The sequence below is a fragment of the Leisingera sp. UBA4491 genome (assembly GCF_002388965.1).
In the GTDB taxonomy this organism is placed as follows: domain Bacteria; phylum Pseudomonadota; class Alphaproteobacteria; order Rhodobacterales; family Rhodobacteraceae; genus Leisingera; species Leisingera aquaemixtae.
On sequence record NZ_DGNN01000031.1, the window covers coordinates 37,194 to 62,265 of the forward strand.

The following is a 25,072-nucleotide window of genomic DNA, read 5'->3' on the forward strand; positions in this document are numbered from 1 at the left end:
GTTCAGCTGCGCCCGAACAGGCGCTCGATATCCGCCAATTTCAGTTCCACATAGGTGGGGCGGCCATGGTTGCACTGGCCGGAATGGGGCGTCGCCTCCATCTCCCTGAGCAGCGCATCCATCTCCTCGCCCCGCATCCGGCGGCCGGAGCGGATTGAGCCGTGGCAGGCGACCCGGCTCAGGATTGCTTCGATCTTGGCCTGCACCAGCTGGCTTTCGCCTTGGTCCGACAGCTCATCCAGGATGTCCTTGATCATCGCCTCTGCGTTAACTTCGCCAAGGATCGCCGGGGTTTCACGCACCGCGATGGCATTGCCGCCGAACGCCTCGATGCCCAGGCCGAACTTGGCCAGTTCGTCTGCCATCCCAAGAAGGCAGGCGCAATCGTTGTCGCTCAGCTCGACAATCTCCGGGATCAGCAAAGCCTGGGCAGCGACGCCGTTATTGGCCATCTGGCGTTTCAGCTTCTCGTAAACCAGCCGCTCATGCGCGGCGTGCTGGTCGACAATCACCATGCCGTCTGTGGTCTGGGCGATGATGTAGTTCTCATGCACCTGGCCGCGGGCCGCACCCAGCGGCAGGGCTTCGGCCCCGGGCGCGGCACGCTCGGGCGTATCCGACGGCTGACCCGGGGCCGCTGGAGGTTCTGCGGCTTCCGTCACCCGGCCGCTGTAGGCGCCTGCCAGTTCGGCAAACCCCGGCGATGGCGGCGCATTAAAGGACGCCGGGTGCGGCTGGCCAGGGGATTGCGCCGCATAGGACTGGCTGCGCGCGCCATAGGAAGGCCGGTCCATCTGATAGACCCGCGGCGCACCGGTTGCCGTGGGCTGCTCCGCCCTCATCGCCCCCAGCGTGGCGCCTGCCACAGTGGTCGAGGCGCGGTGCCCGGCCTCCGCCAGCGCATGGCGCAGGGAAGAGACGATCAGCCCGCGGGCCAAGCCGGGATCGCGGAAGCGCACCTCGGATTTGGCGGGATGCACGTTCACGTCCACCAGCTGCGGGTCGCAGTCAATGAAAAGCGCCGCCGCCGGATGCCGGTCGCGGCTCAGGAAATCGAAATAGGCCGCACGCAAAGCACCGGTCAGCATCTTGTCCTTAACCGGCCGCGTGTTCACGAAAAGAAACTGCGCCACCGCTGCCCCGCGCGAGTATGTCGGCAGCGCCGCATAGCCATAAAGCCGGATGCCTTCGCGGCTGGCGTCGATCTTCAGCGCGTTCTCCGCAAACTCCCGCCCCAGTACCGAGGCCAGCCGCCCGTGCAGCGCGTCAAACAGATCTCCCGACAGCGGATCGGCACGGAATGTGACCCGCCCGTCGCCGCCGCCCGAGACATCCCGCAGGGTAAAGCCGACCGAGGGCTCCGCCATCGCCAGCCGTTTCACCGTGTCGGAGATCGCCTGCGCTTCTGCCCGGTCGGTGCGCATGAACTTGAGCCGTGCCGGCGTGGCAAAGAACAGGTCGCGCAGTTCGACAACGCTGCCTGCCCGCAGCGCTGCCGGCTTCACCGGCTCCAGCTTGCCGCCGGACACCCGGATCTGCGCCGCCTCATGCCCGGCCGCGCGGCTGGTGATGGTCAGCCGCCCCACCGCGCCAAGCGAGGGCAGCGCCTCGCCGCGGAAGCCGAAGGTGTGGATATTCAAAAGGTCAGAGCCGTCGATCTTGGAAGTTGCATGGCGGCTGAGCGCCAGCGGCAGATCCTCCGGCGTCATGCCGCAGCCGTCATCCGTCACCCGGATCAGCGTCTTGCCGCCATCGGCAATCTCCACGGTGATCCGCGTGGCGCCAGCATCGATGGCGTTTTCCACCAGTTCCTTGACGGCGGATGCGGGCCGTTCCACCACCTCGCCGGCGGCAATCCGGTTGATGGCGCTGTCATCCAGCTGGCGGATCACAGGCCGGGTTTCCGGGCGCGGATTTTCGCTGATATAGGGTTCTGCACTGCTCATACCGCTAAATTTAGCATGCGGGGCCGATTCTGCCACCGGAATGCGCGCGGCGGCGGCCGCAGAATCGCAAAACACGATTTCTGCGCCCCGCGGCCTGTCCACAATGGCATGAACTCGCCGGCGGCAGCCGCCCGGGCCTGAAATTTGTCCATTTAGTCAAAAAACCTGACGGCAGCCCCCGGGCGCTCGCTTGCCAATATGCCGCACCCGTGCGATTTTCGCACGGAACTCTTCTGAGGATCCCCAATGGAAAGCCATATCGCTGAAAGAAGCGCGCAGCTGCCGCAGCTGGCTGAGCCGCGCAATCCCGGCATGGAGCTGGACCTGGACTGGGTCGCTGCCGTGCAGGCCAACACCTCGGCCATCGAACGCCGCTGCGCCACCCTGCCGGGCCGCCGCAGTGTCAAGAAAGACCATCAGGCGGCCTGGCTGCTGAAAGCCATCAGCCTTATCGACCTCACCACCCTGTCCGGCGACGACACCGAAGGCCGTGTCCGCCGCCTGTGCGCCAAGGCGCGCCAGCCAGTGAATGCCGGCATTCTGCGCAGCCTGGGGATGGAGGGGCTCACCACCGGAGCGGTCTGTGTCTACCACGACATGGTCCCGACCGCCGTCAAGGCGCTGGAGGGCACCGGCATCCCGGTGGCCGCAGTTTCCACCGGTTTTCCGGCAGGACTCTCGCCGTTCCACCTGCGGCTGGCCGAGATCGGCGAAAGCGTCAGCGCCGGTGCCGAGGAGATCGACATCGTGATCTCCCGCCGCCATGTGCTGACCGGCAACTGGCAGGCGCTTTATGACGAAATGAAAGCCTTCCGCCTGGCCTGCGGCGAGGCGCATGTAAAGGCGATCCTGGCCACCGGCGAACTGGGCTCCCTGCGCAATGTGGCCCGGGCCTCGCTGGTGTGCATGATGGCGGGCGCCGATTTCATCAAGACGTCCACCGGCAAGGAAAGCGTCAACGCCACCCTGCCCGTCAGCCTGGTGATGATCCGCGCGATCCGCGACTATTACGACCGCACCGGCTATCGCGTCGGCTACAAGCCTGCCGGCGGCATCTCCAAGGCCAAGGACGCGCTGGTGTACCTGGCGCTGATGAAGGACGAGCTTGGCCACCGCTGGCTGCAGCCCGACCTGTTCCGCTTCGGCGCCTCGTCGCTCTTGGGCGATATCGAACGCCAGCTGGAGCATCATGTCACCGGGGCATACTCCGCCGGCTACCGCCACTCCATGGGGTGAGGGCGCCGGAATTCGGCACGAATTCCGGGCCGGTTTCCGTGCCGGAAACCGGTTCCGCGAAAAGGATCAGTATCATGACCATCAAAGAGATCTTCGACAGCATGGAATATGGCCCCGCCCCCGAAAGCGCCGAGGAGGCGCAGGCCTGGCTGGTTGATCAGGGCAGCCGCTTTGGCCATTTCATCAACGGTGAGTACACCGCCGCCGGTGACGGCTTTGACAGCAGGAACCCGGCCACCGGGGAAGTATTGGCCAGCTTGACCCAGGCCACCCAGGCCGACGTGGACGCTGCGGTTGAGGCCGCCCGCAAGGCGCAGGGCAAATGGGAAGCGCTTGGCGGCGCGGGCCGGGCCAAGTACCTCTATGCCATCGCGCGGCTGCTGCAAAAGCATTCCCGCCTGTTTGCTGTGCTGGAGACACTGGACAACGGCAAACCGATCCGCGAGAGCCGCGACATCGACATTCCCCTGGCCCAGCGCCACTTCTACTATCATGCTGGCATGGCCCAGCTGATGGAAAGCGAACTGCCGGGTGCCGAGGCCCTGGGCGTTTGCGGGCAGATCATTCCCTGGAATTTCCCGCTGCTGATGCTGGCCTGGAAGATCGCCCCAGCCATTGCGATGGGCAACACGGTGGTGCTGAAACCGGCGGAATACACCTCGCTGACCGCGCTGCTGTTTGCCGATATCTGCCGCCAGGCGGGTCTGCCCAAGGGTGTTGTCAATATCGTCACCGGCGATGGTGCCGTGGGGGAGATGATCACCGCGGCAGCCGTGGACAAGATCGCCTTCACCGGTTCCACATCGGTGGGCCGCAAGATCCGCGAGGCCACCGCAGGCAGCGGCAAGGCGCTGACGCTGGAACTGGGCGGCAAGTCCCCCTACATCGTTTATGACGACGCCGATCTCGATTCCGCCATCGAAGGGTTGGTCGATGCGATCTGGTTCAACCAAGGCCAGGTCTGCTGCGCCGGTTCACGCCTTTTGGTGCAGGAAGGCATCGCAGAACGCTTCTACAGCAAACTCAAGGCCCGCATGGACGGGCTGCGCGTCGGCAGCCCGCTCGACAAATGCGTCGACGTCGGCGCGGTTGTCGACCCGGTGCAGCTCGAGACCATCAGCAGCTTGGTCGCCGCCAACACTGCCGGCACCATGCACCAGGCACAGGTGGAGATGCCCGAAGGCGGCTGCTTCTACCCGCCGACGCTGATTGAGGGCCTGTCGCCAGCCGATCCTCTGATGCAAGAGGAGATCTTCGGCCCGGTCCTGGTCTCCTGCACCTTCCGCACCCCGGCGGAGGCGGTGGAGCTGGCCAACAACACCCGCTACGGCCTCGCGGCAACCGTCTGGACCGAGAATGTGAACCTGGCGCTCGACATGGCGCCGAAACTGGCCGCCGGTGTGGTCTGGGTCAACGGCACCAATATGTTCGACGCTGCCGCAGGCTTTGGCGGCGTGCGCGAAAGCGGTTTCGGGCGCGAGGGCGGCTGGGAAGGCCTGGCGGCCTACACCCGCCCGAAGGCCAAGGCCAAACCGCTGGCCAAGGTGGAGCCTTTTGAGGGCAACGGCGCCCCGGCGGATCCGCTGGACCGGACCGCAAAGCTCTATATTGGCGGCAAGCAGGCCCGCCCGGACGGCGGCTACAGCCAAGCCGTTTACGGCAAGTCCGGCGCGCTGCTGGGCCACGCGGGCCTTGCCAACCGCAAGGATGTGCGTAACGCAGTAGAGGCCGCTGCAGGTGCCCAAAGCTGGTCCAAGACCAGCGGGCATCTGCGCGCGCAGATCCTCTATTACATCGGTGAAAACCTGTCGGCCCGCGCCGCGGAATTTGCGGCCCGCATCGACGCGATGACCGGCAAGAAATCCGGTACGGAGGAGGTCGAAGCCGCGATCCAGCGCCTGTTCACCGCTGCCGCCTGGGCCGACAAGTATGACGGCCAAGTGCATGGCGTCCCGATCCGCGGCGTCGCACTGGCGATGAAGGAACCGGTTGGCGTGATCGGTGCCCTTTGTGCCGATGAAGCACCGCTTCTCGGCCTTGTCTCTGCCATGGCGCCCGCCATTGCCATGGGGAACCGGGTGGTGCTGGCAGCCTCCGAAGCCTTTCCGCTGGCCGCGACCGACTTCTACCAGGTTCTGGACACGTCGGATGTGCCTGCGGGCGTGGTCAACATCCTGACCGGCAGCCATGCAGAGCTGGCAAAAGCGCTTTCCTCGCATTTAAATGTGGATGCAGTTTGGAGCTTCTCCTCCTCCGATCTGTCGGCGGCAATCGAAGCGGCATCCGCGGGCAATCTGAAGCGCACCTGGGTCAACAACGGAACTGCAACTGACTGGATGCAGAACCAGACCAAGTGCTTCCTGCAAGAGGCCACGGAGGTCAAGAACATCTGGGTGCCCTACGGCGAGTAAAACCGGCCGGCCCCTGAAACGGACCAAACGCCGCTCCATTTGGGGCGGCGTTTCTCTTTCGGATCCGCCTTCGCCCTTCGAAGGCTCGACCGTCTTCAAGCGGCAACCGCCCGTGCGCAGCACGGGCTATGCCCAAGTTCAAAAGCTGACAGGCGCAGCCGGGGAGCCTGCGGGCGCGGGAGCCGCCCGTTGCCGAAGGATGCCGGTGCGACGGAAAACGCCCGCTCCTTTCGGAACGGGCGTCAAAAAATCCGGATAAGCGCGGATTAGCGGCGGATGCCCAGGCGCTTGATCAGGTCCTGGTAACGGGCCTCATCCTTGCCTTTGGTGTAGTCCAGCAGCTTGCGGCGCTGAGCAACCATTTTCAGGAGGCCACGGCGGCCGTGGTTGTCCTTCTTGTGGGTTTTGAAGTGCTCAGTCAGGGTGTTGATGCGCGAGGTCAGGATGGCAACCTGGACTTCCGGCGAGCCGGTGTCGCCGTCCTTGGTTGCGAATTCTTTCATCAGGCGCGCTTTTTCTTCCGCAGTGATCGACATCGGGGTCTCCTTCATAGGTTAGAGTGGATGGCTCAGGCCGGGATGTCGTCCAGCACAGGCCCATGGAGAAACCTGCCGCGGAATCACGGCAGATGCGCGCATATATGATGTTTACGCTGTAAAGGCAAAGGCTAACTGGCAGGCGCCGTATGCCAAGGCTATTGCGGCAGCAGCCCGGTGCCCGCCACCGATTCCGGGTCGATCAGCACCAAATCTCCGGCGGTGAGCCCCTCGGCCCCGGAAACCCGCAAGGCAGTCTGGCCATTCACCAGGATCAGCTGCTCCGCCGCATCATCCGGGTTCTGCCGCACCTCCAGCGTGGGCTCCTCCCCGTCTTCGAATTCCCAGACGACCACCAGCTGATCCTCGTCCGCGTCGTAGTCCATCAGCTGAACTGCCTCCGTGCTGCCGGTCCAGCTGCCAGCCATGAACTGATCCGCACCAGCGCCGCCGGTCAGCACATCGCCCGCACCGGCAATCAGCGTGTCATCCCCGTCTCCGCCGTTTACGTAATCCTGTTCCGCTCCGTCCTCTGCACCAGACACCACATCATTGCCGTAGCCGCCAAACAACGCGTCCTCCCCGGCGCCGCCGGTCAGGCTGTCGTCGCCGTCGTTGCCGTGCAGCGTATCCTCGTCCGCACCGCCTTCCATCCAATCCTGGCCCTGGCCGCCGTGCAGGAGATCCGCCCCGCTGCCCCCCAGCAGGCTGTCGTTTCCGAAATGCCCGTAAAGACTGTCACCGCCGGCGCCGCCCTCCAGCCAGTCGGCGCCGTCCTCGCCATGCAGCAAGTCCTGGCCGTCTCCGCCAAACAGGCTGTCGTCACCATTTTGGCCGTAAAGAGAGTCACTGCCGGTGCCGCCGTCAATCCAATCGCCGCCGCCGTATCCGCCGATCTGGTCATCCCCGGCACCGCCGGACAAGCTGTCCGCCGCCTCGCTGCCCGACAGAATATCACCGTTTTCCGTACCGGTGACGGATCCGCCACCCGGCTCGACAAAGCCGCCGTCGAGACCGTCTCCCTCCGGCTCCGGCTCGCGCCGCGCTTCCGAGTCATCTTCGTCCGCCCCGGTTTCTGCAAAAACCGCACTGCCAACCGCTACAAGTCCCAGCACACTTGCCAACCACAACATTGCCAGATCAACCCCTGGACAAACATATACCAGTCAACACAATCCCACATTGCAGACAAGCGTTCAAAACAAAACGAGAACACAGGTTAACAGAGGCTGAAGTTATCTTAGTCCTGCTGCCACAGCTGCGGCTTCTGGCTGTAGGCGATGTAAAGCGGATGCTTGGGGTGGCCTGCCTTGCTGAGCCCCAAGTGATACAACTGTTTGCCGCTGGATCTCAGCAGCGCTGCGACCCGCGCGCCCTGTCCGCGATGCGCGCCGTGGGTGCCCCAAGCGCAAACCACCGTATCGGCCCAGTCCATCCCTTCCAGAATCGCTGCCAAATTGTCTGGGCCTTCCGGAGCCTCCAGCCGCCGCATCTCACGCGGGTCGGTTACCCGGCAGGCAAATATATTGGTTGCTCTGAAACCGCTGAACCCCAGCGCACGGGCGCGCCGCTCGCAGCGCTCGATGGTGGGATCGTTCTGCACCTCGGTTGCGGTCGAGGGGTTCAGCATCACGAACATCACACGCCGCCGTGCCGGATCCCAAACCCGTGTCAGGCTGTAGCGGTAGGTTTCGCAGTCCGAATAGACGGCAGTCGAGAGGGCATCGCCCTTGATGTGTCTGCGGGTGATCATGCGGGCCTTAATATCCGGACGCAGTTTGTGATCCAAGCAGGTCCGGCGCAGCTTTCAGGGGATAACGCCATTGCGGGTCCACAGATGGTTGGGAGCAACCCCATAGCAAGTGACACCGAACTTTTCTTCGGGTTCGGTGGCTCCACTGGCGCCATTGGGCCGTATTGAAAGTGGCACCCGGACCGGAAGGCGAACATGATGCGGCAAAGCGGTCCCCCGGATCAATTACCGGACCAGCTTCTATTTCACGGCCACGACCCACCTGGAACTGCGCCAGTTTCTCCAGCGACCTAAGCAGTGGAGGGATTTCTTTCGAGGACAGTTTTCCGCACGGCCCCAGTTATGGCTAACCCGGATCACTCCGGCTCCACAAACACCCGGCTGGGGTGCAGCTCACCCGATTTATAGATACCCACGGCCACCGCCTTGCCGTCCAGCGAGGCCCAGGCTTCGTCGCCGTACTCCACATCCGCGGCCATAACCATGCCCGGGTTGCCATTGCGCAGCCGCACGGCTCCCTGCGGGGTGCATTTCAGCTCCGGCAGATCGGCCAGGCCTTCCTCCAGGGGCCGCAGGTACTGGTCGAGTTCCGGCGATTTCGCCAGTTCGTCGATCCGCTCCAGCGAGATGCCGTCTTCGGCATCAAACGGGCCGGACCAAATCCGACGCAGTTCCTTGACGTGGCCATAACAGCCCAGAGCCGCCCCCAAGTCGCGGGCGATCGAGCGCACATAGCCGCCCTTGCCACAGGTCATTTCCAGCACCACGTGGTCCGCGTCGGGGCGGTCCAGCATGATCAGTTCTTCCACCCACAGCGGCCGGGCCTCGATTTGCACATCTTCGCCATCGCGGGCGAGCTTATAGGCGCGCTGGCCGTCAATTTTCACGGCGGAGAACTTGGGCGGCACCTGCATGATCTCGCCCAGGAACGGCAGCAGCGCCTCCTTGATCTGCTCGTCGGTGGGGCGGGCATCGCTTTGCGCGATCACTTCGCCCTCGGCGTCATCGGTGTTGGTCGCCTGGCCCAGCCGCACCGTGAAGGTATAGGCCTTCAGCGCGTCGGTGATATAGGGGACGGTCTTGGTCGCCTCGCCCAGCGCCACGGCCAGAACACCGGTTGCTTCGGGGTCCAGGGTGCCCGCATGGCCGGCCTTCTTGGCATCCAGCGCCCAGCGCACCTTGTTCACAACCGCTGTCGAGGTCAGCCCCGCAGGCTTATCCACCACCAGCCAGCCGGAAATATCGCGCCCTTTGCGTTTGCGTGCCATGCATCGTCCCCGTCTATCAGTGAGGCGCGCCGGTTACCGGATCGCCGGGACAGTGTCAATTTAGCAAATGGCGGGGCACAAGGGAAAGCCTCACGGGCGCGGGTGCCGGCCGTGCTTGCTCCCGCGCGCCGGTGGCGCTAGGCAGGCGCCATGGCCGTTTCAAGCGAATACACCCCGCCGCAGGACCCGCTGGACATCCTGCACCACGACGCCCAGCTCTTGGCGGTGAACAAGCCTGCGGGCCTTTTGTCGGTGCCGGGCCGCGGCGAGCATCTGGCCGACTGCCTGATCGCCCGCGTTCAGGCGGTGTTTCCCGAGGCGCTGCTGGTGCACCGCCTGGACCGCGACACCTCCGGCGTGATGTTGTTCGGCCTCACCCCCCACGCGCAGCGGCACTTGTCGATGCAGTTCGAAAAGCGCACCGCGAGAAAGGCTTATGTGGCACGGGTTGAAGGACAGCTGGAGCCGCGCAGCGGCACCGTGGACCTGCCGCTGATCGTCGACTGGCCGAACCGGCCCAAACAAATGGTCTGTCATGAGACCGGCAAGCCCGCCGTCACCGACTGGCGGGTGATGAAATACGAAGACGGCGCCACCCGGGTGCGGCTGACGCCTAAGACCGGACGCTCGCACCAGCTGCGCGTGCATATGCTGTCGCTGGGCCACCCGATCCTGGGCGACCCGCTTTATGCCAGCGGTACGGCTCTGGACCACCCGCGGCTGATGCTGCACTCCGAGGAGCTGCGGATCAAACATCCCGACAGCGGCGAGTCGCTGAAGTTCAGAGTAAAACCGGACTTCTGACCCCGCCGCAGCTCACGGCGCCTCCATCACCATCAGAAAAAGCGTATCCGCCTGCAGCGCCTCATAGCTGTGGGGGCGGTCGCCGGGATAGGTATAGTAATCACCGGGCTGCAGAACCTCTTCCTGCCCGTCCGGTCCCGCCCGCATCTGCCCGAAGCAGACCAGCATATGCTCCACCGTGCCGCGCGGATGCGGCTGGGCGCAGCGGACTTCTTCCGGCTGCATCACCACCCGGTAAATATCCCGGCGCACATTCGGCGGACAGCGCGACAACAGCACCGCGGTGAAATCCGACTGCTCCGATTCCAGGGGCTCCCCCTGCCCCGCCCGGATCAAGGTGGTGGCGGGCGCTTCGGTCTCAAACAGCAGGCTCAGCGGGACATCCAGCGCCGCTGCCAGCGCCCAAAGCGTCTCTACACTGGGGTTTCCATTGCCTGCCTCAAGCTGCGACAGGGTCGATTTTGCGATTCCCGCCTGCGCGGCAAGCGCCGACAGCGATTTGCCTGCTCGGCTTCGCTCGCGCTGGATGGCCGCGGCGATCATCTGATGGGGCGCTGACATGTTCAGTATTTCGACCTTTTGTTCGGCTTGACGAACGCCCACGGCGTTCATTATAAAAGACATACGTTCATTATAGATCAATGACTGCGCTGCTTCTACAGGAACCGACTGATGACCCTGCAAGACCTTCCCCAAAGCAGCACGGTCCGCAGCCGTCTGGCGGCGGGATTGCGAGACATTCTGCCCCTGGCGGTTGGTGTTGGCGTCTACGGGCTGGCATTTGGCCTGCTGGCCGCGCAGGCGCGGATGAGCGGGCTACAGACCGGGGTCATGGGCACCATCGTGTTCGCCGGATCTTCGCAAATTATCGCGGTGGAGCGGCTGGTGGCTGGCGCAGGCGCAGGGGCCGCGCTGCTGGCCGGGCTGGCGCTGAACCTTCGGCTGCTGCTGATCACGGCATCGCTGCGGGATGAGTTCGCCGGGCGCCCTTGGTGGCAGGTGCTGCTTGGCGTGCATCTGGCAACGGATGAAAACTGGGCGCTGATGCACGCGATGCGCGCCCGCGGCGGCTGCGCCGGATACTGGTACCTGGTGGGCGGCGGCCTGGGGCTGGTGGCCGTCTGGGTGCTGTCGACGGTGGCAGGGGCGACCTTTGCCGCGGTGGTACCGGAGCCCAAATCTCTTGGTATGGACTTTGCCTTCACCGCCGCCTTCATCGCGATCCTGCGGTCTTTGTGGAGCGGCAACGCAATGCTTCTGCCCTGGGCCGGATCCATTTTGATCGTACTGCTGGCAGACCGGTTCACCCCTCTGGATCCGACCTGGACCCTCATCCTGGGCGGCCTCGGCGGTGCGGCGATAGCCGGAGTGATGGGCAATGACTGAGACCTGGACCCTGATCCTTGGCCTGGCTGCCGCCACTTTTGCCGTGCGGCTGTCCGGCTGCTTGCTGGGAAGGCGGCTTCCGGACCACGGGCCCTGGGCGCGCGGCCTGAAGGCGTTGCCGGGCTGCCTGATACTATCCTTGGTCACCTATCTGCTAATGCAAGGCGGGCCGCAGGAATGGGCGGCCGGGGCAGCCGCACTGACGGTGGCACTGCTTACCCGCAGCCTGCCGCTGACGATGGCCGCAGGAATCGCCGCGATCTGCCTGAACAGAGCCTATTTCTGAGGTGCATAGCAGCTTGGGCCTGCCCGCCCGTGCGCAGCACGGGCCACCCCCGGCACCCTGGGGCGCAAAAAAGAAAGCCGCCCATAAGGGCGGCTCTCCATCCGTTCTCATCCGGCAGGCTTACTCAGCAGCCCAGCCTCCGACAGCTTTGACCTCTAGGAAATCCTCAATCCCCCACTTGCCGCCTTCGCGGCCCTTGCCAGACTGTTTCATACCGCCAAAGGGCGAACCTGCCGAGCGCGACTTGCCGTTCATCTCCACCATGCCGGAGCGCAGGGCGCGGGCCATGCGGTTAGCGCGGGCGCCGTCCTGCGTCTGCACATAGTTGGTCAAGCCATAAGGCGTGTCGTTGGCAATCTCGATCGCCTCTTCTTCAGTCTCAAAGGGAATGATCGACAGAACCGGCCCGAAGATTTCTTCGCGCGCGATGGTCATCTGGTTGTTCACATCGGCAAAAACCGTCGGCTTCACATAATAGCCCTTGTTGAGCCCGTCCGGACGCCCGGTGCCCCCTGCGACCAGCCGGGCGCCTTCGTCGATGCCTTTCTGGATCAGATCCTGGATCTTGTTCCACTGCAGCTCATTCACCACCGGGCCGATGTGGCGGCCTTCCCGATCAGCAGGACCGACTTCGACCTTGGCAGCCACTTCTGCAGCCTCGGACACCACGCGGTCATAGATGCTGTTCTGCACCAGCATCCGGCTGGGCGCGTTGCAGCTCTGGCCGGTGTTCTGCATCATGTGCAGCACGCCGCGCTTCACTGCCTTTTCGTCGGCGTCTTCAAAGATCACGTTGGCGCCTTTGCCGCCCAGCTCCAGATGCACTTTCTTCAATGTCTGAGCCGCATTCTGCGAAATCGCGATGCCTGCACGGGTAGAGCCGGTGAAGGACACCATGTCCACATCCGGGTGCCCGGTCAGCTGCGCGCCAACACCGGTCCCATCGCCGTTCACCAGGTTGAAAACACCTGCGGGGAAGCCGGCCTCGTCCATCATCTCGGCAAAAACCATCGCGTTCAGCGGGCTTTGCTCGGAGGGCTTCAGGACCATCGTGCAGCCAGCGATTGCCGCCGCACCCACCTTGAGCGTGACCTGGTTCATCGGCCAGTTCCATGGTGTGATCAACGCGCACACGCCAACCGGCTCATGGATGATACGGTCGTTCGGGCTGTTCTCGTTCAGCGGCGCGTCGAACTTGAACTCTTTGGCCGCAGCGATGAAGTTGCGCAGGTGCCAGCTGCCGGCACCGACTTGCGACGTGCGCGACAAGTCAAGCGGCGCGCCCATTTCCAGCGACATCGCCTGAGCCAGATCTTCAGCCCGGGCTTCATAGATTTCGATCAGCTTTTCCACCAGCGCAATGCGCTGTTCCACCGGGGTGGCCATCCAGCCCGGGAAGGCCGCCTTGGCCGCCGCAACCGCAGCGTTGGTGTCAGCCTCGGAGCCCAGCGAAATCACAGCGCAGGGTTCCTCCGTCGAGGGGTTGATCACCTCGAAGTCGTTCGGCTCAGCGGGAGATACCCACTGGCCATTGATGTAAAAGTCGCGTTTCTCGATCATGCGGGATCTCCCAATTCAGACGTTTTCTCCCAACCGTCTGGCCGGTTTGGCGGCCACTGTGTCACTCGGCCAGCAGGGGGGCAAGGGGCTTTGGCTGCGCAATTTGATCAAATTATGGGTGGCGCTGTCAACGCCCCTGACGCGGTGCCCGCAAGTCTTTGCCGGATAAGGCTGTTGGAGAATTCCTGTGGCATCCCGCGCCAGGAACTGTAACGTAGCGGCAGAGCCCGCAGGTTGCACCTGAGGCGACTCGGGCTGCCCGGCCGCAGCCGGACGCAACAATCAGACACGACACCCTGACAAGGAGGACAATGCAATGGGTTTGCGCATTAACGACGTGGTCCCGGATTTTACCGCTGAAACCGACCAGGGCACGATCAACTTCCATGACTGGATCGGCGACAGCTGGGCGATCCTGTTTTCCCACCCCAAGGACTTCACCCCGGTCTGCACAACGGAGTTTTCCGCTGTCGCGCAGCTGAATGACGAATGGGCCAAGCGGAACACCAAGGTGATCGGCGTTTCCGTCGACAGCGCCGAGGATCACCGCAAGTGGAAGAAAGACATCGAGGAATACGGCAAAGCCAATCCCGGCTTCCCGATTATCGCCGATGACGGTCTGGCGGTGTCCAAGGCGTTCGACATGCTGCCCGCCGAAGCTTATCTGCCCGACGGCCGCACCCCGGCGGACAGTGCTACCGTGCGCTCCGTGTTCATTATCGGCCCGGACAAGCAGCTGAAGCTGTCGATGACCTACCCGATGACCGTTGGCCGCAATTTTGCAGAAATCCTGCGCGCCCTGGATGGCCTGCAGATGTCCGGAAAAGGCGTCGCCACGCCGGCCAACTGGGTGCCGGGCGAGGATGTGATCATCCCGCCGAGCGTCTCGGACGAGGAAGCCACCGCAAAATTCGGTGAGTACGAGACCATCTTCCCCTACCTGCGCAAGACCAAAGCGCCGGAGTAAAGTCAGCGGGAGCGGCATTGCATCCGGCTGTGCCGTTCCCTGCCCGCCGGGCCGGGCTGACCGTTTGTCTTCTGAAGTGCATTCGCCTATAGCGCATGCAAACTAAAGGAGGTCCGAATGCAGATCACTCCAGTCCTGATGTGCGGCGGCTCGGGAACACGGCTTTGGCCGTTGTCGCGGGAATCTTATCCCAAGCAGTTCACGTCCCTGAAAGGCGGCAAGACCCTGTTTCAGGAGAGCGTCGGGCGGTTGTCAGGCGAAGGGTTCGCGCCGCCCATCGTGGTGACCAATTCGGATTTCCGCTTCATCGTGACCGAACAATTGCTGGGAGCAGGCATCGACCCGGGCGCCATTCTGATCGAACCGGACCGGCGCAATACCGCGCCCGCGGTTCTGGCCGCCGCCTTGCACGCTTTTGCCGAGGATCCCGATGCACTGCTGATCGTGGCCCCTTCGGACCATGTGATCCCCGATGCGGACGCCTTCCGCGCCGCAATTCAGGCGGGAACAGAGCGGGCACTGGCAGGCGATCTCGTGACCTTCGGTATCGTTCCGACGCACCCGGAAACCGGCTATGGCTATCTCCAGCTGGACGGGGAAGCCGAGCCTGGAAAGCCGGCGCCGCTGAGCCGGTTTGTCGAAAAGCCTGACGCCGCCTCTGCGGCAAAAATGCTGGCCGCCGGCAACTACCTTTGGAACGCAGGTATCTTCCTGTTCACCGCCCGCGCGGTCATTACCGCCTTTGAACAGCACGCTGCACAATTGGTCGATCCCGTCCGCAAGTCCGTTGAAAACGCCAAGGCGGATCTGGGCTTTCTGCGCCTGGACCCGGCCTCCTGGTCTGCGGCAGAGGACATCTCGATCGACTATGCGATCATGGAGAAGGCCAAGAATATCTGCTCGGTGCCTTTCGAGGGCAAATGGTCTGACCTTGGAGATTGGAACGCAGTCTGGGCAGAGAGCAACCCGGATGCGGACGGTGTCGCCACAAATGGCAACGCTGCGGCGATTGACTGCAAGGATGTGCTTCTGCGGTCCGAATCCGCGGGCCAGCAGATTGTCGGCTTGGGGCTGGACGGGATTGTGGCCATTGCCATGCCTGATGCTGTGCTTGTTGCTGACAAGTCACGCACCCAGGACGTTAAGAAGGCCGTTGAGCTTCTGAAATCTCAGCAGGCGCCGCAGGCAGTGCAGTTCCCGCGCGATCACCGCCCATGGGGCTACTTCGACAGCCTGGCGACAGGACGCCGGTTCCAGGTCAAACGGATCGTTGTGAAACCGGGCGCCGCGCTGTCACTGCAGAGCCATTTCCACCGGTCGGAGCACTGGATTGTGGTGCAGGGCACCGCGCGCGTGACCGTAGACGGCACCCAGAAGCTGGTCGCCGAAAACCAGTCTGTCTATATCCCGCTAGGGGCCGTTCACCGGATGGAGAACCCCGGCAAGCTGGACATGGTGCTGATCGAGGTCCAGACCGGATCCTACCTCGGCGAAGATGACATCGTCCGGTATGAGGATGTTTACGCCCGCAACGAAACCGACTGAGGGCGGGCGGGCTCGGAATTGGCGGCGACATTGGCCAGCAGGTCCTGGCCGAAGTCCCGCCAGGTGCGCAGCCGGTCGCGGTTCGCCGCGATCTTCGCCCGCCACTCTGCAGCAAATGCCGGATCCTGCGTCAGACGCTGCATATGGCCCGCAAGGGTTTCCGGATCATCCACACCGAAATACAGACCCAGATCGCCGCAAACCTCGTGCATCACCGGAATGTCCGCGCAAACTGCCGGAACACCGGCCCACAGCGCTTCGCCGGCAGGAAGCCCCCAGCCTTCGATGCGGGACGGCAGGATCACCCCCTGCGAGGCTTCGTACAGCCGTACCAGATCGCTTTGATTCGGTGTGTCGAGCTGCAGGACATGCGGTTTGACCAGCGCCATTTCCTCCTTGTCGAGGTAGTCCATCGTGCGGTGGCGCCGCTTGCCGGCCAGCACAAGCAGCGGCGGCGTCTCGCCCCGCTTGGCGATCAGGTTCATCGCATTCAGAACCACATCCAGGTTCTTGCGGCCCAGCATCGTGCCGACCATCAGGAAATAGGGGCGTTCGGGGAGTTCCACCGACTGCTCTTCATCCCCGGCGCGCAGTTCATGCACCAGCGGCGCAACTGAGGTGCGCTTAAGCTCCGGAAGAATGCCTTGGCTGGCAAAGTCCTTGGCATCGTCGATAGTGAATTGCGAATTACCGATGACATGGTCCGCGTTTTCCAGCAGCCACTGGTTGTCGCCCAGGAAAGAGCTGGAAAAGTCCGGCGCACCACCGCGTTTGAAGTCATGCAACGGGATCATATCGTGAATCAGCACGTGGATTTCCACGTCCAGCTTTTGCAGATGCTTGATCGGGTGAATGATCAGCTTGGGCCGCCCGCAGCTGACCCAGGCACCGCCATCCAGGGACACAATGGGGTTGTCGGCGCCGCTGAGCGCCCAGCGGGAGCGCTCAATCAGGTCGACAACACCGAACACGAAGGGGGCAATGTAGTGCAGAGCCTTCTTTTTCTTGCGGTTGTGAATCCGGCGCATGAAGTACGGCTTGCCGGAATTCGGCACATTCAGGTCAATCCCGCCCTCAGCGGTATCGTCATATTTCGGGAAAACCTCAAAAAACGCGTCATGCCCTTGAGAATAAGCAACAAACCGGGTGCCGTTATCAGCCCGGAAGGCCTCCTTGGCGCCTTCTGCGACGACCTTGGCGATACCGTAGTACGTTTTAAACCCGTGAGACAGATACAGCAGCTCGGTCAAATCGTAAAAGAGCGGACGCATGGGATCTCCAGCTGAGTTTTGAGTAGACCGGCCATCGCTCCTGTGTGGCTTCAGCGCAAGCGGAGCAGCGTAAGAACCGGAAAGCGCAGTGCCTTGTGCGCCGGGTCCGGGCACCTGCCCGGAGGGAGCAGCGGCAGCGGACAGAGGAAACGGGTTCCGGCCTCGCAGCCGGGACCCGTCCGGAAGCTCTTTCAGGCCTTAGCCTTCAGCAGCTTCCTCTTTCTTGATTTCTTCGCCGGTTTCCTGGTCGACAACTTTCATCGACAGGCGAACCTTGCCGCGGTCGTCAAAGCCCAGCAGCTTGACCTTCACTTCCTGGCCTTCCTTCAGAACGTCCGAAGGATGGTTCAGGCGGCGGTTTTCGATCTGGGAGACATGCACCAGACCGTCGCGCTTGCCGAAGAAGTTCACGAAGGCGCCGAAGTCCACGATCTTCACGACCTTGCCGGTATACACCTGGCCTTCTTCCGGCTCTGCCACGATCGAATAGATCATGTCATAGGCCTTCTGGATGGCGTCGCCGTTCGGGCTGGCGATCTTGATCACGCCGTCGTCGTTGATGTCGACCTTTGCGCCGGACACTTCGACGATCTCGCGGATCACCTTGCCGCCGGAACCGATCACTTCGCGGATCTTGTCGGTCGGGATCTGCATGGTCTCAATGCGCGGGGCGTGGACCGAGAACTCGTTGGTCTCGGACAGCGCCTTGCCCATCTCGTTCAGGATGTGCAGACGGCCATCCTTGGCCTGGGCCAGGGCTTTCTCCATGATTTCCGGGGTGATGCCGGCAACCTTGATGTCCATCTGCAGCGAGGTGATGCCGTTTTCGGTACCCGCCACCTTGAAGTCCATGTCGCCCAGGTGGTCTTCGTCACCCAGGATGTCGGTCAGCACCGCATAGGAGCCGTCGTCTTCCAGGATCAGGCCCATCGCAACACCGGCAACCGGTGCCTTCAGCGGCACGCCTGCGTCCATCATCGACAGCGAGCCGCCGCAGACGGAAGCCATCGAGGAGGAGCCGTTCGATTCGGTGATCTCCGACACCACGCGAATGGTATAGGGGAAGTCGGTCGGCGCCGGCAGAACCGCCTGCAGCGCGCGCCAGGCCAGCTTGCCGTGGCCGATTTCGCGGCGGCCCGGGGAGCCGACACGGCCCACTTCGCCAACCGAGTACGGCGGGAAGTTGTAGTGCAGCAGGAAGTTGGATTTGAAGTTGCCGTGCAGCGCGTCGATGAACTGCTCATCGTCGCCGGTGCCCAGCGTGGTCACGACCAGGCCCTGGGTCTCGCCGCGGGTGAACAGGGCGGAGCCATGGGTGCGCGGCAGAAGGCCGGTTTCAGCAACGATCTGGCGCACGGTGGTGGTGTCACGGCCGTCGATCCGCTTGCCGCCCTTGACCACGTCGCCACGCAGGATGCCGGCTTCCAGTTTCTTCATGGCAGAGCCAAGGTTGGCGTCTTCCAGCTGGTCTTCAGTCAGCGCTGCCTTGATGGTCTCGCGGGCAGCGGCAACAGCGGCGGTGCGCTCCTGCTTGTCGGTGATCGCGAATGCGGCGCGCATCTGCTCTTCGCCGGCGGCCTTAACAGCTTCGTACAGCTCGGAGTAGTCCGGCGCCTGGAAGTCAAAGGGCTCTTTCGCGGTCTCTTCGGCCAGCGAGATGATCAGGTCGATCACCGGCTGGATCTGCTCATGCGCGAAGTTCACCGCGCCCAGCATCTCGGCTTCGGTCAGCTCATATGCTTCCGATTCCACCATCATCACAGCGTTCTTGGTGCCGGCCACAACCAGGTCCAGGCGCTGCTCGGGGTTGAGGCGCAGGTCCTGCATGTCGTCGACGGTCGGGTTCAGCACGTATTCGCCATCAACGAAGCCGACGCGGGCGCCGGCGATCGGGCCCATGAACGGCGCGCCGGAGATGGTCAGCGCAGCGGAGGCCGCGATCATTGCGACGATGTCCGGGTCATTGACCAGATCGTGGCTCAGCACGGTGCACATCACCAGCACTTCGTTCTTGAAGCCGGGGACGAACAGCGGGCGGATCGGTCGGTCGATCAGACGCGCGGTCAGGGTTTCTTTTTCGGTCGGGCGCGCTTCGCGCTTGAAGAAGCCGCCGGGCACCTTGCCCGCAGCATAGTATTTTTCCTGGTAGTGCACGGTCAGCGGGAAGAAGTCCTGGCCGGGCTTCTGCTGACGGGCAAAGGTCACGTTGGCCATGACCGAGGTTTCGCCCAGGGTGGCAATCACGGAGCCATCAGCCTGGCGGGCAACCTTGCCGGTTTCCAGTGTGAGCGTTTCCTCGCCCCACTGCATCGATTTCTTCGTAGCGTTAAACATCTAGCGTATCCTAAAAGGGAGCACTCCCGGCCCTCCGGGTCTCCCGTTTGCGTGGCGGCCCCATTGCCGCCGGCCCCACTTATCTTTCTTTCGCGTGCCGGGGCCTGGGCACATCGTCTCAGATAGGCCCGCCCATACATGAGTTTGCGGGAAATTGAAAGGGAAAGCAGTGGGCGCCGCCGCGATGGGCGGCCGCACGCCTTGCGGCCATGCGTCCGCGGCCTCGCAATGCAAACGGGCGGGGCCGCACCCCGCCCGGCAGGAAATCAGTTCGTTGTTTCCAAGCCTTCCGGGCGGCCGGCGATGACGAACTGCAGCCCCTCGGGGTCCAGGAACTCCGCTGCAAAGCGGTTCACGTCCTCCAGGCTGACTGCGTTGATCCGGTCGTTGCGGGTCTCCACATAGCTGATCGGCAGGTGGTCCATCTGCATGCCCGCCAGAATCGCGGCAATGCGGCCGTTGCCGTCAAAACGCAGCGGGTAAGCGCCCGTCAGATAGGTCTGGGCGTCCTTGAGTTCTTTCTCCGTCACGCCGTTTTCGGCCATGCGGCGCCATTCATTCCGGATCACCTCGACCGCCTCGGCCATCTTGCCATTGGCGGAAGCAACCGATCCCATGTAGACCGCTGCCAGATCCCGAGGAACCAGATAGGAATAGACCCCATAGGTCAGCCCGCGCTTTTCCCGCACCTCTGTCATCAGGCGGGTCTCGAAAGATCCGCCGCCCAGAATCTGGTTCATCACATAGGCCGTGAAGAAATCCGGGTCTTCACGCTTGATCCCCTTCTGACCGAACAGTGCGACCGACTGCGGGGTGTCGAAATCCACCACGGTGACTCCGCCCTCGATTGTGACCTCCGCCGGACCGGGGATCGGCGCGCCCTCCGGAGGCAGCGCGCCCAGCAAATCATCCAGCAGCGTGCCCAGCTCCCCGGCAGTGATGTCACCAACGGCGCTGACATAAAGCCTGTCGCGGGCAAACACCGCCTCGTAAGCGTCGAAGATGTCCTGCCGGCTGAACGCGGCAACGGTCTCCAGCGTGCCCTTGCCGTCGCTGCCATAGGGGTGATCGCCAAAAGCCAGCTTGGAGAACATCTCGCCAGCGATTTTGTTGGGGTTCTTGGCATCAGAGCGCAAGCCCGCCAGCACCTGTGCCCGCACACGGTCCAGCGCATCCTGGTCAAACCGAGGCTCAAACAAGGTCTGGCGCAGCAGCGCCATCGCCTCGTCCCGGTTTTCGGTCAGGAAGCGGGCGGAGATGGACACCGAATCCTTGTCCGCATCATAGGAGAACTCCGCCGCCAGCGACTCCACCGCGCGGGCGTAGTCCTGGGCGCGCAGATCGCCGGAGCCTTCCTCCAGCAGCCCGGTCATCAGGTAGACTGCGCCGCGCTTGCCCGGCGCATCCAGTGAGGTGCCGCCGCGAAAACGCAGCTCAAGAGCCGAGAAGGGAATGCTGTGGTCTTCCACCAGCCAGGCCTTGATCCCGCCGGGGGAGGTGACTTCCTCGATCTTGATGCCTGCCCAAGCGGGGACGGCCAGGAAACAGGCTACCAGTGCCGCAGCGATATATTTCAGCGGAGTCATTGGGTTACCTCCTGGTCGCGCGTCATCCAGCCGGTGACAGATGTTTCCGGGCGCAGAACTTCCTTGGCGGCGGCGATGATCTCATCCGCGGTGACCGATTGCAGGATCTTCGGCCAGTCCTGCACGTCCTGCACCGTCAGCCCGATGCTCAGCGCCTGGCCATAGCGGTTGGCAATACCGTTCACATTGTCGCGGTCATAGATTTCTGCCGCACGCAGCTGCAGCTTGATCCGCTCCAGCTGGGCTTCATCCACCCCCTCTTCCAGAAAGCGGGCGATGGTGGCATCCAGCGCGGTCTCGGCGTCCTGCATGCTGACCCCCTCGGCCGGGACAACCAGGAAGGTAAAGGATGTGTCATCCAATGTGCTGCCGGAGTAGAAGGCGCCGGTGTAGACGGCGACCTGCTGGTCGAACTGCAGCGCATTGGCCAGGTAGGAAGTGTTGCCGCCGCCCAGGAGTTCCGCCAGCAGATACAGCGCTGCGGCTTTCTGCTGGGCGCCGCTGTCGCGCTCCGGTGCCAGGTAGGACCGCTGCACATAGGGCTGCGCGACGCGCGGATCCTCGAATGTCAGGCGCCGGGCCGCGGTCTGCGGCGGCTCCTGGCTGCGGAAGCGCTCCGGCAGATCCGGATTGGCCGGAATCACGCCGTAATACTGTTGGGCAAGCGCTTTCACCGCATCAGGCTGCACATCGCCGGAGACAACCAGGATGGCATTGTTGGGCGCGTAATAGGTTTGATAGAAGGACAGCGCGTCCTCCATATCCAGGCTTTCCATCTCGTGCCGCCAGCCGATCACCGGCTGGCCGTAACGGTGATTGAGGTACTGCACCGCTTGCAGCTGCTCGCGGAACAGCGCCACCGGATCATTGTCTGTGCGCTGGTTGCGCTCTTCCAGAATGACCTCGCGCTCAGTGACGATATCCTCCTCGCTGAGGCGGAGATTGGTCATCCGGTCGCTTTCCATCTGCATCATCAGCTCCAGCCGGTCGGCAGCAACGCGCTGGAAGTAGGCGGTGTAATCATAGCTGGTGAAAGCGTTGTCCTGGCCGCCATTTGCCCGCACCGTGGCGGACAATTCGCCCGGTGCCAGCTTGTCTGTGCCCTTGAACAGCAGATGCTCCAAGAAATGGGCGACACCCGATTGGCCCGGCGGCTCATCCGCGGAGCCGGCCCGGTACCAGACCATTTGCTGCACCACCGGCGCCCGGTGGTCCTCGATCACGACAACGTCCATGCCATTGTCCAGGGTGAACGCGGTCACCGCCTCGTCTTCGGCCTGCAGGGGGCCGGACAAGGCAGCACTCAGCGCCGCGGCGGCCAATGTGACCCTTTGGATCATCTGGCATCCTCCAATTTTCTGCACTCCTGCCATTGCCCGGCGGGATGCGGTTACTGCTCTTTTGTTCATTGCAGCCACAATTCGCGGCCCATGGCCAGCAGTAAGGCTGCTGTCAACCTACGCGGCTGCTGGCGTCTTGCAAGACCGGCTGGCAGAAAAGTGAGCGCTCAGGACCCGTCTTCGGGCGGAGAAGACGGCGTCGCGGCCCCTGCCCTGCGGAACTGGTCGCTGACGGCAAACGGGTCGATGCTTTGCTTGCGGTACAGCTGCTCATAGCGGTCCACCGGCACGATCTTGATCCGGCCAAGATGGCGGTTGCGGTGACGGAACTTCGCGTCTTCCTGTGCCAGGGTCTCGCGCACTCCGGCTTGCACACCATAGCGGCTGGAAGCCGTGACCAGCGCCGCGTCTCCGGACGGCACCCCGCTGACCGGAACGAGAGCGCCAGGCTTGCCGCCCAGGGCAGCCACCGCTTCGGCCTGCGGATTGACATCCGTCAGATTGCTGCCCCCGGGGGTCGGCGCAGGCAAGCTGCTGTAGCTTTCCGGCGCGCTCAGCGGCTTGGTGGGCAGGATCAGAAACTCATCCGGGCCGGTGCCCGGTTTCTGAAGGACGCGCAGCCCCTTCTGCGCGCAGCCGGACACTGCCAGCGCGCCAGCCAGAATGATCACTGCGAACTGGATCTTCATTGCCCCAAACTCCTGCCTGTTTCCTGGCGCTTTTAACGTATTTGCCTGCCAAGGTCTACGCAGGCTTTTTGCGGCGCCCGTCAAAGAAAATCAGCCCTGCAGCACCCGCGAAGATAAAGATATCGGCGACATTGAACACAAAAGGATTCTGGATGCCGCAGCAGGACGTGTTCAGAAAATCCAGCACATAGCCGTAAAGCAGCCGGTCGGCGACATTTCCCAGCGCGCCGCCGATCACCAGCCCGGCCGACAGCTGCATGCCCCAAGACTTGTCCTGACCGCGGCAGACCCACACCGCCAGGACCACGCAGATCACCGCCGACAGGGCGATCAGAATCCAGCGCGCGGCCTCATCCCCGCCGCCGAACAGGCCGAAATTGATGCCGGTGTTCTCGCCGTAGCGGAAGTTGAGGAATGGCGGCAGCACGTCGATCCGGTGGCGCTGGTCCAGCCCCATCCAGTGAATCACCAGGTATTTGCTGGCTTGATCCGCCAGGAACGAAAGGGCCGCGCCCCAGATCATCCAACGTGCTGCCATGTCTTAACTGCCCGGTTTAGTGGCGGAAGTGGCGCATGCCGGTAAAGACCATGGCGAGGCCTTTCTCGTCGGCTGCCTTGATCACCTCGTCATCGCGCATCGAGCCGCCCGGCTGGATCACGCAGGCACCGCCCGCGGCTGCCGCTTCCAGCAGGCCGTCCGGGAAGGGGAAAAACGCATCCGAAGCCACGGCACAGCCCTTGGCCAGGCTTTCCTCCAGGCCCAGTTCAGCGGCCATGCGGCCTGCCTTGGACGCCGCCACATTGGCACTGTCCAGACGGCTCATCTGGCCCGCGCCCACACCGACGGTTGCGTTGTCCTTCACATAGACAATGGCGTTGGATTTGACGTGCTTGGCAACTTTCCAGGCAAACAGCAGGTCCTGCATCTGAGCATCGGACGGCGCCTTATCGGTCACCACTTTCAGGTCCTCCATGCCGACATAGCCGACGTCCTTGTCCTGCACCAGCATACCGCCGGCCACTTGCTTATAGGCCACGATGGGCTTGCGCGGATCCGGCAGGCCCTCGGTCAGCAGCAGGCGCAGGTTCTTCTTGGCGGCAAAGATTTCCTTGGCTTCGTCAGACGCCCCCGGCGCGATCACCACCTCGGTAAAGATCTCGGTGATCTTGGCGGCGGTCTCCGCGTCCAGCGGCTGGTTCAGCGCCACGATGCCGCCAAACGCCGAGGTGCGGTCGCAGTCGAATGCCTTCTGATAGGCCTCGGCCAGGGTCGCGCCCTTGGCGACGCCGCAGGGGTTGGCGTGTTTGATGATGGCGACGGCCGGGCCTTCAGCCGGATCGAATTCCGCCACCAGTTCATACGCCGCATCGGTGTCGTTGATGTTGTTGTAGCTCAGTTCCTTGCCCTGCAGCTGAACCGCGGTCGCAACGCCCGGACGGTTGGTGCCATCGGTATAGAAAGCCGCCTCCTGGTGGCTGTTCTCGCCATAGCGCAGGGTTTGCTTCAGCTCACCGGCAAAGGCGCGGCGGCGCGGGGTCTTTTCCTCCAGCGCGGATGCCATCCAGTTCGACACAGCCGCATCATACGCCGCAGTGCGGGCATAGGCGGTCTGGGCCAGCCGCTGACGGAAGGCATAGGACGTCTGGCCGCCGTTGTTGTCGAGCTCCGCCAAGAGTGCCTCATAATCCTGGACATCGGTCACCACGTTGACGAACAAGTGGTTTTTGGAGGCCGCACGGATCATCGCCGGGCCGCCGATGTCGATGTTTTCGATCATCTCATCGTAATCTGCGCCACGCGCCAGCGCCGCCTCGAACGGGTAAAGGTTCACAACCAGAAGGTCGATGGCGCCGATGCCATGTTCCTGCATTGCGGCGACGTGGGTGTCATTGTCCCGAAGGGCCAGCAGGCCGCCGTGCACCATCGGGTGCAGGGTCTTCACGCGGCCGTCCATCATTTCCGGAAACCCGGTCACTTCGGAGACGTCTTTCACAGTCAGCCCCGCGTCGCGCAGCGCCTTGGCGGAGCCGCCGGTAGACAGCAGTTCAACACCGCGCGCATCCAGCGCCCTGCCCAGCTCGATCAGGCCGGTCTTGTCGGATACGGAAAGCAGCGCACGGCGTACGGGGTGAAGGTCGGTCATGGCAGGGCAG

The 25,072-nt window shown here is 63.4% G+C and carries 21 protein-coding genes; 7 read left to right on the plus strand and 14 right to left on the minus strand.

The features are described 5' to 3' along the window. Nucleotides 1-2 precede the first annotated feature (2 nt). Entirely contained in the window at nt 3-1,946 is a 1,944-nt protein-coding gene (gene mutL / locus B2P87_RS19255) for a DNA mismatch repair endonuclease MutL (protein WP_141891536.1), read from the minus strand. Between the two features lie 246 nt (nt 1,947-2,192). On the opposite strand from mutL, the gene deoC reads away from it, so the two are divergent. Continuing rightward, entirely contained in the window at nt 2,193-3,182 is a 990-nt protein-coding gene (deoC, locus tag B2P87_RS19260; RefSeq protein ID WP_141891537.1) for a deoxyribose-phosphate aldolase, read from the plus strand. Between the two features lie 74 nt (nt 3,183-3,256). Continuing rightward, the gene (locus B2P87_RS19265; protein WP_141891538.1) at nt 3,257-5,593 is read left to right on the plus strand and encodes an aldehyde dehydrogenase family protein; all 2,337 of its coding nucleotides are present in this window, start codon (nt 3,257-3,259) and stop codon (nt 5,591-5,593) included. Nucleotides 5,594-5,859: 266 nt separating this feature from the next. On the opposite strand, the gene rpsO is transcribed toward B2P87_RS19265, so the two are convergent. The 4 genes from rpsO to truB form a co-directional block, all read right to left on the minus strand. Continuing rightward, nucleotides 5,860-6,129: a 30S ribosomal protein S15 gene (gene rpsO, locus B2P87_RS19270; protein WP_008555454.1), complete on the minus strand. Its 270-nt coding sequence runs from the start codon at nt 6,127-6,129 to the stop codon at nt 5,860-5,862. 158 nt (nt 6,130-6,287) lie between these two features. After that, nucleotides 6,288-7,244, minus strand: a complete 957-nt coding sequence (locus tag B2P87_RS19275) for a calcium-binding protein (protein ID WP_244940744.1) — start codon at nt 7,242-7,244, stop codon at nt 6,288-6,290. Nucleotides 7,245-7,369: 125 nt separating this feature from the next. Beyond that, nucleotides 7,370-7,882 carry a DUF1643 domain-containing protein gene (locus B2P87_RS19280; protein ID WP_141891540.1) on the minus strand — a complete coding sequence of 171 codons (513 nt, stop codon included), beginning with the start codon at nt 7,880-7,882 and terminating at the stop codon, nt 7,370-7,372. Nucleotides 7,883-8,238: 356 nt separating this feature from the next. After that, entirely contained in the window at nt 8,239-9,150 is a 912-nt protein-coding gene (gene truB, locus B2P87_RS19285) for a tRNA pseudouridine(55) synthase TruB (protein WP_141891541.1), read from the minus strand. A gap of 150 nt (nt 9,151-9,300) precedes the next feature. On the opposite strand from truB, the gene B2P87_RS19290 reads away from it, so the two are divergent. Then, a complete protein-coding gene (locus B2P87_RS19290) occupies nt 9,301-9,954 on the plus strand; it encodes an RluA family pseudouridine synthase (RefSeq protein ID WP_141891542.1) in 654 nt (217 codons plus the stop codon). Nucleotides 9,955-9,966: 12 nt separating this feature from the next. Here the strand turns inward: B2P87_RS19290 and B2P87_RS19295 are convergent, their stop codons facing one another. Further along, nucleotides 9,967-10,515 (minus strand): helix-turn-helix domain-containing protein, encoded by a 549-nt coding sequence (locus B2P87_RS19295; RefSeq protein WP_141891543.1) that lies wholly within the window; start codon nt 10,513-10,515, stop codon nt 9,967-9,969. 111 nt (nt 10,516-10,626) lie between these two features. On the opposite strand from B2P87_RS19295, the gene B2P87_RS19300 reads away from it, so the two are divergent. Continuing rightward, the gene (locus B2P87_RS19300) at nt 10,627-11,340 is read left to right on the plus strand and encodes an AzlC family ABC transporter permease (protein ID WP_141891544.1); all 714 of its coding nucleotides are present in this window, start codon (nt 10,627-10,629) and stop codon (nt 11,338-11,340) included. Continuing rightward, a complete protein-coding gene (locus B2P87_RS19305; RefSeq protein WP_141891545.1) occupies nt 11,333-11,626 on the plus strand; it encodes an AzlD family protein in 294 nt (97 codons plus the stop codon). Before B2P87_RS19300 ends, B2P87_RS19305 begins: the two co-directional genes overlap by 8 nt. Before the next feature lie 120 nt (nt 11,627-11,746). Here the strand turns inward: B2P87_RS19305 and B2P87_RS19310 are convergent, their stop codons facing one another. Continuing rightward, nucleotides 11,747-13,186 (minus strand): aldehyde dehydrogenase family protein, encoded by a 1,440-nt coding sequence (locus B2P87_RS19310; RefSeq protein ID WP_141891546.1) that lies wholly within the window; start codon nt 13,184-13,186, stop codon nt 11,747-11,749. 316 nt (nt 13,187-13,502) lie between these two features. Between B2P87_RS19310 and B2P87_RS19315 the strand changes: the two genes are divergently transcribed. Together B2P87_RS19315 and B2P87_RS19320 are read left to right on the plus strand one after the other, a co-directional pair. Continuing rightward, entirely contained in the window at nt 13,503-14,153 is a 651-nt protein-coding gene (locus B2P87_RS19315; RefSeq protein ID WP_008556383.1) for a peroxiredoxin, read from the plus strand. Between the two features lie 117 nt (nt 14,154-14,270). Then, nucleotides 14,271-15,698: a mannose-1-phosphate guanylyltransferase/mannose-6-phosphate isomerase gene (locus B2P87_RS19320; RefSeq protein WP_141891547.1), complete on the plus strand. Its 1,428-nt coding sequence runs from the start codon at nt 14,271-14,273 to the stop codon at nt 15,696-15,698. Here the strand turns inward: B2P87_RS19320 and B2P87_RS19325 are convergent. The 7 genes from B2P87_RS19325 to purH all read right to left on the minus strand — a co-directional run bounded on the left by B2P87_RS19325 (nt 15,674) and on the right by purH (nt 25,062). Next, entirely contained in the window at nt 15,674-16,969 is a 1,296-nt protein-coding gene (locus tag B2P87_RS19325) for a glycosyltransferase family 4 protein (RefSeq protein ID WP_141891548.1), read from the minus strand. The two genes, B2P87_RS19320 and B2P87_RS19325, sit on opposite strands and share 25 nt — an antisense overlap. A gap of 198 nt (nt 16,970-17,167) precedes the next feature. After that, nucleotides 17,168-19,303 (minus strand): polyribonucleotide nucleotidyltransferase, encoded by a 2,136-nt coding sequence (gene pnp, locus B2P87_RS19330; RefSeq protein WP_141891549.1) that lies wholly within the window; start codon nt 19,301-19,303, stop codon nt 17,168-17,170. A gap of 266 nt (nt 19,304-19,569) precedes the next feature. Next, the gene (locus tag B2P87_RS19335) at nt 19,570-20,889 is read right to left on the minus strand and encodes a M16 family metallopeptidase (protein WP_141891550.1); all 1,320 of its coding nucleotides are present in this window, start codon (nt 20,887-20,889) and stop codon (nt 19,570-19,572) included. After that, nucleotides 20,886-22,229: a M16 family metallopeptidase gene (locus tag B2P87_RS19340; RefSeq protein ID WP_141891551.1), complete on the minus strand. Its 1,344-nt coding sequence runs from the start codon at nt 22,227-22,229 to the stop codon at nt 20,886-20,888. Before B2P87_RS19340 ends, B2P87_RS19335 begins: the two co-directional genes overlap by 4 nt. Before the next feature lie 167 nt (nt 22,230-22,396). After that, nucleotides 22,397-22,918, minus strand: a complete 522-nt coding sequence (locus B2P87_RS19345) for a DUF3035 domain-containing protein (protein ID WP_141891552.1) — start codon at nt 22,916-22,918, stop codon at nt 22,397-22,399. Between the two features lie 55 nt (nt 22,919-22,973). Beyond that, nucleotides 22,974-23,456 carry a signal peptidase II gene (gene lspA / locus B2P87_RS19350; RefSeq protein WP_141891553.1) on the minus strand — a complete coding sequence of 161 codons (483 nt, stop codon included), beginning with the start codon at nt 23,454-23,456 and terminating at the stop codon, nt 22,974-22,976. A gap of 16 nt (nt 23,457-23,472) precedes the next feature. Beyond that, a complete protein-coding gene (gene purH / locus B2P87_RS19355) occupies nt 23,473-25,062 on the minus strand; it encodes a bifunctional phosphoribosylaminoimidazolecarboxamide formyltransferase/IMP cyclohydrolase (RefSeq protein ID WP_141891554.1) in 1,590 nt (529 codons plus the stop codon). Between the last annotated feature and the right edge of the window lie 10 nt (nt 25,063-25,072).